The 12,094-nt window shown below is 67.5% G+C and carries 12 protein-coding genes; 6 read left to right on the forward strand and 6 right to left on the reverse strand.

Annotation, left to right across the window (positions count from 1 at the left end):
• On the forward strand, nucleotides 1–1,142 hold a 1,142-nt coding region (locus ACFWVD_RS07995), incomplete at its 5' end, for an ATP-dependent helicase C-terminal domain-containing protein (protein ID WP_379241270.1).
• Between the two features lie 136 nt (nucleotides 1,143–1,278).
• Here the strand turns inward: ACFWVD_RS07995 and ACFWVD_RS08000 are convergent.
• Together ACFWVD_RS08000 and ACFWVD_RS08005 are read right to left on the reverse strand one after the other, a co-directional pair.
• Nucleotides 1,279–1,806: a class I SAM-dependent methyltransferase gene (locus ACFWVD_RS08000; protein ID WP_379241271.1), complete on the reverse strand. Its 528-nt coding sequence runs from the start codon at nucleotides 1,804–1,806 to the stop codon at nucleotides 1,279–1,281.
• A gap of 118 nt (nucleotides 1,807–1,924) precedes the next feature.
• A complete protein-coding gene (locus tag ACFWVD_RS08005) occupies nucleotides 1,925–2,494 on the reverse strand; it encodes a GNAT family N-acetyltransferase (RefSeq protein ID WP_379241272.1) in 570 nt (189 codons plus the stop codon).
• Nucleotides 2,495–2,609: 115 nt separating this feature from the next.
• On the opposite strand from ACFWVD_RS08005, the gene sigJ reads away from it, so the two are divergent.
• Entirely contained in the window at nucleotides 2,610–3,488 is an 879-nt protein-coding gene (gene sigJ, locus ACFWVD_RS08010) for an RNA polymerase sigma factor SigJ (protein ID WP_379241273.1), read from the forward strand.
• A 43-nt stretch (nucleotides 3,489–3,531) separates the two neighbouring features.
• Here the strand turns inward: sigJ and ACFWVD_RS08015 are convergent, their stop codons facing one another.
• The gene (locus ACFWVD_RS08015) at nucleotides 3,532–3,747 is read right to left on the reverse strand and encodes a hypothetical protein (RefSeq protein ID WP_379241274.1); all 216 of its coding nucleotides are present in this window, start codon (nucleotides 3,745–3,747) and stop codon (nucleotides 3,532–3,534) included.
• Between the two features lie 172 nt (nucleotides 3,748–3,919).
• Here ACFWVD_RS08015 and ACFWVD_RS08020 point away from each other — a divergent pair, with 172 nt between their 5' ends.
• Nucleotides 3,920–5,098, forward strand: coding sequence for a pyridoxal phosphate-dependent aminotransferase (locus ACFWVD_RS08020; protein ID WP_379241275.1), 1,179 nt, complete (start codon nucleotides 3,920–3,922; stop codon nucleotides 5,096–5,098).
• Between the two features lie 3 nt (nucleotides 5,099–5,101).
• Here ACFWVD_RS08020 and ACFWVD_RS08025 read toward each other — a convergent pair whose 3' ends face one another.
• Both ACFWVD_RS08025 and ACFWVD_RS08030 read right to left on the reverse strand, forming a co-directional pair.
• Nucleotides 5,102–5,827 (reverse strand): trimeric intracellular cation channel family protein, encoded by a 726-nt coding sequence (locus ACFWVD_RS08025; protein ID WP_379241276.1) that lies wholly within the window; start codon nucleotides 5,825–5,827, stop codon nucleotides 5,102–5,104.
• Between the two features lie 309 nt (nucleotides 5,828–6,136).
• Nucleotides 6,137–6,781, reverse strand: a complete 645-nt coding sequence (locus tag ACFWVD_RS08030; RefSeq protein ID WP_379241277.1) for a LysE family translocator — start codon at nucleotides 6,779–6,781, stop codon at nucleotides 6,137–6,139.
• Between the two features lie 496 nt (nucleotides 6,782–7,277).
• Here ACFWVD_RS08030 and ACFWVD_RS08035 point away from each other — a divergent pair, with 496 nt between their 5' ends.
• From ACFWVD_RS08035 to ACFWVD_RS08045, 3 genes are all read left to right on the forward strand, one after another.
• Entirely contained in the window at nucleotides 7,278–8,945 is a 1,668-nt protein-coding gene (locus ACFWVD_RS08035) for a DNA repair helicase XPB (RefSeq protein WP_379241278.1), read from the forward strand.
• Between the two features lie 99 nt (nucleotides 8,946–9,044).
• Entirely contained in the window at nucleotides 9,045–9,710 is a 666-nt protein-coding gene (locus tag ACFWVD_RS08040) for a DUF3239 domain-containing protein (protein ID WP_379241279.1), read from the forward strand.
• Between the two features lie 60 nt (nucleotides 9,711–9,770).
• The gene (locus tag ACFWVD_RS08045) at nucleotides 9,771–11,162 is read left to right on the forward strand and encodes a M1 family metallopeptidase (RefSeq protein WP_379241280.1); all 1,392 of its coding nucleotides are present in this window, start codon (nucleotides 9,771–9,773) and stop codon (nucleotides 11,160–11,162) included.
• A 13-nt stretch (nucleotides 11,163–11,175) separates the two neighbouring features.
• On the opposite strand, the gene ACFWVD_RS08050 is transcribed toward ACFWVD_RS08045, so the two are convergent.
• A complete protein-coding gene (locus tag ACFWVD_RS08050; RefSeq protein WP_379241281.1) occupies nucleotides 11,176–12,006 on the reverse strand; it encodes a hypothetical protein in 831 nt (276 codons plus the stop codon).
• Nucleotides 12,007–12,094: the final 88 nt, after the last annotated feature.

Below are 12,094 nucleotides of genomic sequence, written 5' to 3' on the forward strand. Positions count from 1 at the left end.
ACGGCAAGCCCGCTCCGCCCGACGGCAAGCCCGCTCCACCCGATCGGCCGGCGGCCCAGAGCGCTGATGCCGCGGCCGACCGCAATCCACGCGGCCGGTCGTACTCAACAGGTCGGTCTCCGGTCGCTGGATCAGTGCTCGCGGGTGGTGGGTCCGAGGCCGATGTCGCTGCCTTGTTGATCGCGTTGGCGCAGCCGGAGCGGTTGGCTCGGCGGCGGGGGAGTGGGTCGTCGACCTATCTCATGGCGGGTGGGACGGCGGTGACCTTGCCACCGGGGTCGGGGTTGGCTGCCGCGGAATGGCTCGCGGTGGCGATCGCCGATCGTGAACCCGGACGGGCCGAAGGGCGAATTCGGTTGGCGGCCATCGCCGATGAAGAACTGGCGCGGGAGGCCGCGCCGGGGTTGGTGGTGGTGGCCGACGAGGTGCGATGGGATGGCGGGGACGTAGTCGCGCGTCGCGTGGAGCGGCTGGGCGCGATCCTGCTGTCGGAGCAGACGATCCGCAAGCCAGATCAGCAACTGGTGGAAAAGGCTGTGCGACAAGGACTTCGGTCGGAAGGCCTGGACCTGCTGCGATGGAGCGACGATGCCCGCAGCCTGCGCCAACGCCTGGACTTCCTGCACCGCACCCTCGGTGCCCCCTGGCCCGCCGTCGACGACGAGGCACTGCTGTCCGACCTCGAATCCTGGCTCACCCCTGAACTTTCCACCGCCCGCCGCCGCGCCGACCTGGCCCGCATCGACGCAGGATCCGCCCTGCGCCGCCTACTCCCATGGCCCGCAGCCGCCCGCCTGGACGAACTGGCCCCCGAACGCCTCGAGGTCCCGTCCGGAAGCCGCGTCCGCGTCGACTACTCCGCCGACCAACCCGTCCTCGCGGTCAAAGTCCAGGAAATCTTCGGCTGGACCGACCCGCCCACCCTCGCCGACGGCCGCGCCACCCTCCTGCTGCACCTGCTCTCCCCAGCCCAACGCCCCGTAGCCGTCACCGCCGACCTGCCCTCCTTCTGGAAAACCGGCTGGCCCCAGGTCCGCGCCGACCTCCGCGGCCGCTACCCCAAACACGCCTGGCCCGAAGACCCCACCACCATCCCCGCCCACCGAGGCACCGCCCGCCGAGCCCCCCACCGCCCGACCTGAGCGCGGGTCGCACGCAGCTATCGCCCGCCGCGCCACCGCTCGGACCGGACTGACTGCCCTGGACAGCTGATCACCAGGTGATCACGCAAACATCGCCCGAGAAGGAAAAACCCTGAGAGCCTGTTGATCTTGGTCTTCAGGTGAGCGGCGTGAGACAGGCGGCGAGAAGGGCCTCGGAGGCGACAGTCGTGCACGCGTAGCCGGCGGCGGCGAAGCGTTCGGTGAGTTGGTCGGTGCTCGGGGCGGGGCCCGGTGTGCCGTAGCCGTAGCAGAGCCAGAATCGGCCGGTGGGGGCGAGGCATTCGCGAACGGTGGACCAGGCGGTGGTCGCGGGGCCGGTCCAGAACAGGTTGACGTTGACCGCGAAGATCAGGTCGAAGCGCGCACCGGAGTCGAGTTCGTCGAGCAACCGCGCGGCCCCGATATTGCCGATCTCTCCCTCGACCAGTCGAACCCGGCCATCGGCGATCTCGGTGGCACAGCGTTTGGCTGCCCGCGCGACCGCGGTGGCCGAGCGGTCGACCCCGACGATCCGCCCATCGCCCAGCCTGGCCGCGATCCGTTGCAACGAGGCGCCGGAACCGGGACCCAGTTCGAGCACCCGCTCGCCCGCCCGCACCCCAATGGTGTCGGCGAACCAGTCGAACCGCGCGTCGTCAGCCATCGGCCCGCGGATACCTGCGCATGGATCGATGATGACATCGATCGGATCACACCGGCGTAATCGTACAAACGGGCGTCGAAAAATCAGTTTTCTGACTGAAAACGCGCGAAGTGGGCGATTACGCCGGTGTCGGCCACCCTGCGACGACTCCGCCGGGATCGGTCGGTAGCCGGGCCGCGACCCATTCGTCGACGCGGGTGCCGCGCTGGATCCCGCCCGAGCGGGCCACGCCCTCGAAGTGAAAGCCGTTGCGGCGCACGGCGGTAGCCGAAGGGACGTTGCCGACGATCGCCCGCCACATGATCCGATCCAGCGCGAGACCATCGGGGGCGAAAGCGAAGTCGCAGACCAGGGTGATCGCGCGCGACATGAGGCCTTGTCCGCGGTTTTCGGGGGTGAGCCAGAAGCCGATCTCGCGGGCGCCGACACCGCGCGGGGCCAGGCTGATCATGCCTTCCACCTGGCTGCTCGCCGAGGTGCGGATGGCCCAGACCGGGGCGTTGTCCGCCCAGCCGGGGGCCACGACACGGTCGAGGAAGTCCTCGGTGTCGGACCGCTGGTACGGGACCGGGACGGTGGTCCAGCGCTGCACGTCGGGGTCCTGACAGCAGGCGACGATGCGGTCGATATCGGCTGCGGTCGGGCGGGTGAGCCAGACCGTGCCGTCGGTGAGCGTGTGCTCGTACATCCGGCCATCCTGACAGGTCAGGGCCGAATTCTCGCTGAATGGTGCATCCGGATGCTTCGCGAATGGTCGGGCCAGTGACAGGGCCCGCCCCGGTGGCTCCGTAGGATCTGCACCGATGGTTTCCCCGTTTCTCGCCGACTTGTTCGAATCGCATCGAACGCACCTGCTTTCGGTCGCCTACCGGCTCACCGGAAGCGTCGGCGACGCCGAGGAGGCCGTGCAGGAGAGCTGGCTGCGGATGGCGGGTGTGCACCAGTCCGAGATCGACGATCTGCGCGCCTGGTTGCTGACCGAAGTCGGTCGAATTTGCCTGGACCACTTGCGAAGTGCGGCGGTGCGCCGACAGACGTATGTGGGGCAGTGGCTGCCGGAACCGATCGTCTCGGTGGACAATTCCACGCGAGAGTTGGATGCGGTCGTGCGGGATCGGGACTGCGCGATGGCGGCGATGGTGGCGTTGGACTCGCTGACTGCGCAGCAGCGGGTCGCGCTGGTTCTGCATCGGGGGCAGTACATGTCGTTCGACGAGATCGCCGCGATTCTCGAGATTTCCGCCAGTGCCGCAAAGGAATTGGCGGTGCGGGTGCATCACACGCCGGATGTCGCCGCCGACGATGTACACGATCTGGCGGTGCGTAGGTTCCTTGCGGCGCTGGCCACCGACGACGTCGCCGCGGTGGTCGCGACGCTGCACCCGGAGGCTACGTTCACCGCCGACGCGGGCGGCAAGACCGAAACCGCACTGAATATCGTTGCAGGACAAGAGAAGATCGCACGGTTGGCGCTGTTCCTATGGCGTGCGCACCAGTCCGAACAGGGCCTGGAAATGCGCGATGCCACGGTGAACGGGCAATCGGGGCTGATCATCACCGACCCGAACTCGCCGTTCGGGCGCCCCGTGCGCGTTCTGGGCTTCGCTGTGAAAGACGAAAAGATCTGGGCAGCATACGATTTCGCGAACCCAGCGAAGCTGTCCGGCGCGCGCCTGCCCTAGTCCTCTTCGCTGAACTTCTCAGCGAAGAGGACCTGCCCAGGGGTTAGGGGTAGGTGGAGCCCCAGTTGTGGTCGCCGGTCGACGAGCCGAGATTGTGGTCGCCGGTCGAGGAACCCATGTTGTTGTCCGGTGTGGCCGAGCCCGTGAACAAGTCCACGATCGGGCTGGCGGACAACTGGTCAGCGATGAACCGCAGGGCCGAACCGGCTACCTCCGACGCAGCCGGTTGCACGATGAAGTCGAGCAGAGGTGAGGCCATGACGCGCCCCTTTCGATATACCACTTCGATGTGGTGTGAGGTAGAACACGGCGAGGCTAGCTGAGGTTGGGCCATCGCACAATAGTGCAGGTCAAACCGGGAAAACGTTTGTGAAACATGCGTGTTCGCTATCGTTCGGCAACGTCGACGTGTGGTGGGCTACGCTGCGAAGATGTCGCCTGTGCCGCCCACTGTCGCCCGTTTGCGCCCGTTCGGATCGACCATCTTCGCCGAGATGACCGAGTTGGCCGTGCGGCACGACGCGGTGAATCTCGGGCAGGGTTTCCCCGATACCGACGGGCCCGCGCGCATGCTCGAGGTTGCCCGCGCGGCGATCGCCGACGGCCTGAACCAGTACCCGCCCGGCCGTGGCATGCCGGTGCTGCGCCAGGCGATCGCCGATGATCGCGCCCGCCGCTACGGCACCGACTACGACCCGGCCACCGAGGTACTGGTCACCGTCGGCGCGACCGAGGCGATCAGTGCCGCGGTGCTCGGACTGGTCGAGCCCGGCCAGGAGGTGGTGCTGATCGAGCCGTTCTACGACTCCTATTCCGCCGCAACAGCTCTCGCTGGTGCGCAACGCCGAACTGCTCGTCTGGTGCCCAACGGTGACCGATTCGTGCTCGACCTGGACAGCTTGCGCGCCGCGATCACCCCGAAAACTCGCATGGTGGTGGTGAATTCGCCGCACAACCCGACTGGCGCTGTCCTCGACCGGGCCGACCTCACCGCCATCGCGGAGTTGGCCATCGAGCACGATCTGCTGGTGTTGGCCGACGAGGTCTACGAGCATTTGGTCTACGACGGCACCGAGCACATCAGCATCTCCACGCTGCCCGGTATGCGGGAGCGCACCATCGTGGTGTCCAGTGCGGCAAAGACTTTCAATGTCACCGGCTGGAAGATCGGCTGGGCGTGCGCACCCGCGCCGCTGCTGGATGCGGTGCTCACAGCCAAGCAGTTCCTCACCTTCGTCGGTGGGGGACCGTTCCAGCCTGCTGTGGCGTATGCGATCAATGAGGAACTGGATTGGGTGCGCGCGCAGCGTGACGGGCTCGCGGACAAGCGCACTCGACTTTCGGAAGCGTTGCGCGACACGGGGTTCGAAGTGTCTGCCAGTAATGGCGGCTACTTCGTGTGTGCTGACACCCGGCCGCTGGGCACCGACGACGGGCTGGCGTTCTGCCGTGAACTTCCCGCGCGGCTCGGTGTTGCGGCCGTGCCGGTCAGTGCCTTCGCCGACCACTCCGATGATTGGAAACATCTGGTGCGCTTCACCTTCAGCAAGCGGGACGAGACCATCGATGAAGGGGTGCGCCGACTTCGGGCCGGCATCGCGGTGCGCTGAAGGTCAGTCGCGGGCGTGTCGGGCCAGGGGTGCGTGCCACTGGTAGTGGCGGGCCAGCAGTCGGAATCCCACTGCGCCGGCCGCGGCGAGCAGCCCGGTCCAGGACTCGTACAGGTCGAACGATAGCAACGCAGCGGTCGCGGCCGCGCCGAACAGAGCGGGGACCGCGTACAGGTCTTGGTCGGGTCGCAGCACGCTGGGCACTTCGCCGCTGAGGACGTCGCGGATGACACCGCCGCCGATGGCAGTGGTCATGCCGAGCAAGGCGGCGGTCGGTGCGCCGAGGCCCGCCGAATCGGCGATCACGGTGCCGGTTACGCAGAACAGTCCGAGGCCGATCGCGTCGGCGATTTCCAGGGGGCCCTTGGTGAGGCGGCGTGACGGGGCGATGAAGTACAGCAGCAGGGCGGTGAGCATCGACGCGCACAGGTAGGTCAGGTCCGTGAAGGCGGCTGGGGGAGTTCGGCCGATCAGGAGATCGCGCACGATGCCGCCGCCCAGGGCTGTGGCGCAGGCGAGTACGACCATGCCGAACAGATCCAGGCGTTTGCGGACCGCGACCAGGGCGCCTGATGCGGCGAAGGAGATTACGCCGAGTAGTTCGCCACCGTGATGGACCGCGTTTACTGCCGAATCGAGCTCGCTCACCGATGGGCCGGCTAACGCCGACACCAGTAACCCAACACTCACCGCTGCTCCTTCGGCCCCGACGTCCACAGCAGCGTGCATGGGTAGAGACGGTGACGCAAACTCCCACGCTGTGTTTTTGGAGCGCTGGCGCGCTCGAGCGGGCCCCAGGGGGCCCTGATCTTCCCTCCCTGCGGGTACTCCTTCGTCGCACCCTCCGGTCAGTCCAGATCAGGGCGGGGCCCTTTGGTAGAGACTTCCTGGTGACTTCCCGGACCGAAAAGGCGCTGTGTTTTTGGGTGGGGCCTTGTGGGGGTTACCCGGATCGAAAAGGTGGGGCGCTTTGGGTGGGGACTGCCGGGTGGTTACCCGGACGGAAAGGTGGGGTGGACCGGGACGTACGGGGATCGGTCAGGCTGGGGTGGGGCGGGCTTTGTCGGTGGCCAGGGTGATGGCTATGGCGCCTAGGGCGGTGCCCATGAGGTAGCGCTGGGTGCGTAGCCAGAGGGGGTGGGCGGTGAGGAAGGTGGACAGGGTGGCGGCGGCTAGGACGATCAGGGCGTTGACGGTTAGGGCGACTGTGATCTGGATTGCGCCCAGGGACAGGCTTTGCAACCACAGTGCGCCGCGTGCGGGGTCGACGAATTGGGGGATCAGGGCCATGTACATGATCGCGATCTTCGGGTTCAGGAGGTTGGTGGTCAGGCCCATGGTGAACAGGCGGCGGGCGGGGTCGTGCGGTAGGTCGGTGGGGGTGAACACCGAGACGCCGTCGGGGCGGATCGCCTGCCAGGCCAGCCACAGCAGGTACGCGGCTCCGGCCAGCTTCACGGCCGTGTACAGGCCGGGCACGACGGCGAACACCGCCGTGATCCCGGCCGTGGCCGCAGCCAGGTAGACCGCGAATCCCGCCGCGACCCCGGTGAGCGAGATCATCCCCGCCCGACGGCCCTGCGCGACCGTCCTCGACACCAGGTACATCATGTTCGGGCCGGGCGTCAGCACCATGCCGAGGGCTGCCGCCGCGACCCCGAGAACCGCCGTCGTCTGAAGCATGTATCGAGTTTCGCCCGGTCAGGGGCAGTTGTCGCGGTCCAGTCAGCAAGCGCTGGACCCCGAACGTTCGTCATCACCGGTGCCGTCTGTGCCGGTGCATCCAGGACGTCAGCCGGCCGACCTAGGTCTCCCTGCCTCGCTCGCCCGGCCATTCTTCGCCCAGGTCGTGTCGGTCCCGGTCCGTACAATCGGCAAAGTCGCTGAACCGAAACGAGCAACGGCCGCGCACCGCGGATCCACGACAGCGTCCGCGAGCTTTCCGCCCTGGCCCTGTCGGACCTGGTCCGTACAATCGACAAAGCCCACCGAACGCCGCCCATCGGTTCAACCACCCCACGCAACCCCCACGTTTTCGACCGCCCCGGCTCGAGGGGCGAGACGGACCGCCGAACGCGCAGTATCGCCCCTCGGATTCGGGGGTTACGAGGCCGAAAACCCTGCGGCACCACCGCCGAGAACCCCGCGGCACCAGCCGCCGAGAACCCAGGAGCAACGTGTGACCGATGGTCCGCTGATCGTGCAAAGCGACAAGACTCTGCTGCTCGAGGTCGATCACGAGCTGGCGGGCAACGCGCGGCAGGCCATTGCCCCGTTCGCGGAGTTGGAGCGCGCGCCCGAACACATCCACACCTACCGGATCACCCCGCTCGCGCTGTGGAACGCCCGCGCGGCCGGTCACGACGCCGAGCAGGTCGTGGACGCGCTGGTGAACTTCTCCCGGTACGCCGTGCCGCAGCCGCTGCTGGTCGACATCGTCGACACGATGGGTCGTTACGGCCGACTGCAGCTGGTCAAGCACCCCGCGCACGGGTTGAGCCTGGTGAGCCTGGATCGTGCCGTGCTCGAAGAAGTGTTGCGGCACAAGAAGATCGCGCCGATGCTGGGCGCGCGTGTCGACGACGACACGGTGATCGTGCACCCGTCCGAGCGCGGTCACATCAAGCAGATGCTGTTGAAGATCGGTTGGCCCGCCGAGGATCTGGCGGGTTACGTCGACGGTGAGGCGCACGACATCGGCCTCGATTACAGCGAGGGCAAATGGCACCTGCGCGACTACCAGGAGATGGCCGCCGACTCGTTCTGGGCGGGCGGTTCCGGGGTGGTCGTGCTGCCGTGTGGCGCGGGTAAGACGATGGTCGGCGCGGCCGCGATGGCCAAGGCGAAGGCCACCACGCTGATCTTGGTCACCAACACCGTGGCGGGCAGGCAGTGGCGGCGCGAACTGTTGGCGCGCACCACGCTCACCGAGGACGAGATCGGCGAGTACTCCGGCGAACGCAAGGAGATCCGCCCGGTCACCATCGCCACCTACCAGGTCATCACCCGCAAATCCAAGGGCGAGTACAAGCACCTGGAACTGTTCGACAGCCGCGACTGGGGCCTGGTGATCTACGACGAGGTGCACCTGCTGCCCGCGCCCGTCTTCCGGATGACCGCCGACCTGCAGTCGCGCCGCAGGCTCGGCCTGACCGCCACACTGGTGCGCGAAGACGGCCGCGAGGGTGACGTGTTCTCGCTGATCGGCCCGAAACGCTACGACGCGCCGTGGAAGGACATCGAGGCGCAGGGCTGGATCGCGCCCGCGGACTGTGTCGAGGTGCGGGTCACGCTCACCGACGCCGAACGCATGGCCTACGCCACCGCCGAGCCGGAGGAGCGCTACAAGCTGTGTTCCACCGCGCGCACCAAGATCCCGGTGGTCGAGTCCATCCTGGCCCGGCACGAGGGCGCGCCGACGCTGGTGATCGGCGCGTACCTTGACCAACTCGAAGAACTCGGCGTGGCACTGAATGCCCCCGTGATCACCGGCGCGACCAAGAACAAGGAGCGCGAGATCCTGTTCGACGCGTTCCGTTCCGGTGAGGTCCCGGTGCTGGTGGTGAGCAAGGTCGCCAACTTCTCCATCGACCTGCCCGAAGCTTCTGTGGCCGTGCAGGTTTCGGGTACATTCGGTTCCCGGCAGGAAGAAGCCCAGCGCCTGGGTCGACTGCTGCGGCCGAAACAGGATGGGGGACAGGCGCATTTCTATTCGGTGGTCGCGCGCGACACCCTCGACGCCGAGTACGCCGCGCATCGCCAGCGTTTTCTCGCCGAACAGGGGTATGCCTACCGCATCGTCGACGCCGACGACCTGCTCGGGCCGCCCATCGGGGACGGCGTGTAGCGCGGTTGACCAGGTCGCCGGGGGGTACCGTGCGGAGTGCGAACCCCTCGGCAGATAAGTGGAGGCGATTACTCCGCAACTTGTGCTAGGAAGGAAGGCGTGCGCCGCTTCGAATTCGTGGTCGACCGTGAACACGCTCACGCGGTCAACGAGACCTTCACCGGGTTGCGCAGGTTGCGCCTGATCGCCCTACTGGCCGCCGGGTTGGCCGTCGCGGCCACCGCCGCCCTGTTGTGGACCGGGCAGGCGTGGGGATTCCTGCTCGCGGTGGTGTGCGTGCTCGCCGCGTGCATCGCCCTGTGGGTGGCGCTGTGGACGCCGCACCGCTCCAGCATCGAAAAGCTGTACCACGACGGTGTTTTAGTGCCCGCCGTGGTGTGTGATGCCGAGCCGGGCGGGATCGTGCTGCTCGCGCTGGTCGATATCGCCGAACCTGCTGCGCCGGTACGGAGTTGGGCCCTGATCACCCGCAAGGTGCGCGCGCTTCCCGGTCACGCACCGCAGCCGGGCGAACGCGTGCCCGCCGTCGCGGTGCGCACCGATCGCGCGCCCCGGCAGGTCGGCGAACGCTGGCAGTTGGTCACCGCGATGCCGATCGCCTGGGGCACTCGCGACGACGCGGTGATCGAGCGGGCACGCGATGCCATCGGCGAGGTCGAATGGCGGCTGCTCGCGGATAATCTGCCGTTGGCCGAGCGGGTGAAGCGCACGGCGACCAAGCGTCTACTGCTCGACCCGCGGCACCTGCCCCCCGATTTGGGGTAGAACGGCGCCTGCGACGATGGTCGGGTGCGCGCGATCTGGTCGACGAAAGGTGTCTTCGACATGCGATGGTCGGCTGGCTCTGTTGTGGTGGTAGCTCTGTTGACGCTGGGAGTTGTTCCGGCAGCGGCGGATTCGACGTTGATCGGCGCGCCGGGCCTTGGTGATCCGTACTACCCGCTCGACGGAAACGGTGGCTACGACGTCACCCACTACGACGTGTCGATCGACTACGAACCGGTAGCCCACCACCTGCGCGGCACCGCCCGCATCGACGGCCGCGTGACCCAGCCACTGGCACAGTTCAACCTCGACTACAGCGGGCCGCCGGTGCTGATGGTGACCGTGAACGGTCAGCCCGCGGGTTTCGCGCGCGATGACGCCCACGAGCTGGTGATCACGCCCCTGCTGCCCTTGCCGCCAGGCCTGCCGATGCGGATCATCGTCGACTACGCGGGCACTGCCCCCGACACCGAAGGCAAAGGCTGGACCCACGCCCCCAGCGGTGGCGCGTTCGCCGTCGGCGAGCCGCACGGTGCGTCCACCTGGTATCCGCTCAACGACACCCCCACGGACAAAGCAACTTTCACGCTGCACGCGAACGTGCCCGCCGAGTGGGAAGTCATGTCGACCGGCGACCGCACCGAACACGTGGTGCGCGACGGGCGGCTGCACACCACCTGGGAAACCCGCCAGCCCACCATCGGCTACCTGACCACGGTAGCGGTGGATCACTTCACCTTCCTCGAGCAGCGGCGCGCGAACGGGACCGCGGTGCTGAGCGCGTTCGCACCGGAATCCGGCGAGAACCGCGCGGACGAACAACGCCTGCCCGAAATCCTCGACTTCCTCGAAAACCTGTACGGCCCTTACCCGTTCGACGTAGCGGGCGGCATCTACGTGGACACGAAACTGCCGTTCTCCCTCGAAACCCAGACCCGGCCGACCTACGCGCCATGGGCCGACCTGAACACCGTGGTGCACGAGCTGGCCCACCAGTGGTGGGGCGACACCATGTCGGTGCGCCAGTGGTCCGACATCTGCCTCAACGAATGCTTCGCCAGCTACACCGCCGACTACCTGTGGGCGGAGCGCATCGACCACGCCGACGTGGACACCGAATACCGTGAAACAGTCGCGACATTCCTGTGGGTGCCCACGTTCTGGGACGTCGCACTGGCTGCCCCCGGCGTCGGCGACGAGTTCACCTCCGTCTACTACCGCGGTCCACTGTTCCTGCACGCGTTGCGAAAACTGATCGGCGAGGACGTGTTCTTCACGGCCATAAAAGACTTCGTGAACGCCCACCGAGACGGCCACGCTTCGATGCCGGAGTTCCGCGCGTTCCTGCAGACCCGGACCTCGATGCCACTGGGTGAGTTCCTGGCCGAATGGCTCGACGGGACGAGTCCGCCGCGCGACGCGTTTCTCTACCCCGGCACGTTGCGTCGGTGAATCCGCACGGAGGTCATCCGTCGAGACGAGCGCGGGCGCGTTCGACCCAGCGCTGCATCCGATCGAATTGATTTCGCGCGGCGGTGAATTCGCTACGAGCGCGATGTTCGGCGGTCTGGGCGAAGTGACGCTGGTGTTCGGCGTGTTCGAGTTCGCTGCGCAGGTCGGCGATTCGGGTCTCGATCGCATCGAACTCTGACTTGGCTTGTGCGGCAGCGGCTTCGGCCTCATCGCGATCGGCACGGGCTGCCGCGAGCCCGGACTCCGCGTCGTCGAGTTCCTGCCGGGCCGCGACTTCACGGGAGGTGTCCTTCGAGCGTGGTTTCGCCTTTGCGGGCGTGGCCTTGCCGCCGGTGATCGCGACGAGCCCAGCCGGGCCGAACCCGTCATAGGTAACAGTGGCCGGCAGCACCCCCGCCCGAACCAGATCGGCCACATCAGGATCGGCCAACGCGGCCGTCAATGTCTGCCCGACCTCCCGCAACACCTGCTCACCCGCGGGCCGATCGTGCTCGGCGGCCAACTCCGCAGCCCGCTTGGTCATCGCGTTCACCACCTGCTGCCGCTGCGCCCCCAACGCGCGCAGCTTCTCACCCGACAACTGTCGCTGCGCCGACCGCAGCGCGTCACCGAGATCCAGCAGCGCCGCGACCTCGTCCGGCGCGTGCCGGGCCAGCAGATTCACCGTCCACGCCGCCACCGTCGGCTTGCGCAACCCCGTGATGGCTTTGGCCAGATCCCGGTCACCGTCGGCGCGAGCCTGCGCGGCCCGCTCGGTGCGCGTGGACACGAAGTCGCCGGGGTCGAGGGTGTAGAGCTCGCCGGCGACATCGTCGAGGGTCATGGGTTCGATGGTAGCCAGCGAGGGGGAGCGCGGACGGGGTGTCCTTGGGTATCGTCACCGACGGTCCTTAACCGTTCGGTGAGTGAGG

Source organism: Nocardia sp. NPDC058666, from assembly GCF_042714895.1.
In the GTDB taxonomy this organism is placed as follows: Bacteria; Actinomycetota; Actinomycetes; order Mycobacteriales; family Mycobacteriaceae; genus Nocardia.

Coding starts and splice junctions, on each gene's coding strand:
- ACFWVD_RS08000 (WP_379241271.1), bottom strand. CDS start 1,806: ATGGCTGACGACGCGCGGTTCGACTGGTTCGCCGACACCATTGGGGTG.
- ACFWVD_RS08005 (WP_379241272.1), bottom strand. CDS start 2,494: ATGTACGAGCACACGCTCACCGACGGCACGGTCTGGCTCACCCGCCCG.
- sigJ (WP_379241273.1), top strand. CDS start 2,610: ATGGTTTCCCCGTTTCTCGCCGACTTGTTCGAATCGCATCGAACGCAC.
- ACFWVD_RS08015 (WP_379241274.1), bottom strand. CDS start 3,747: ATGGCCTCACCTCTGCTCGACTTCATCGTGCAACCGGCTGCGTCGGAG.
- ACFWVD_RS08020 (WP_379241275.1), top strand. CDS start 3,920: ATGTCGCCTGTGCCGCCCACTGTCGCCCGTTTGCGCCCGTTCGGATCG.
- ACFWVD_RS08025 (WP_379241276.1), bottom strand. CDS start 5,827: ATGCACGCTGCTGTGGACGTCGGGGCCGAAGGAGCAGCGGTGAGTGTT.
- ACFWVD_RS08030 (WP_379241277.1), bottom strand. CDS start 6,781: ATGCTTCAGACGACGGCGGTTCTCGGGGTCGCGGCGGCAGCCCTCGGC.
- ACFWVD_RS08045 (WP_379241280.1), top strand. CDS start 9,771: ATGCGATGGTCGGCTGGCTCTGTTGTGGTGGTAGCTCTGTTGACGCTG.
- ACFWVD_RS08050 (WP_379241281.1), bottom strand. CDS start 12,006: ATGACCCTCGACGATGTCGCCGGCGAGCTCTACACCCTCGACCCCGGC.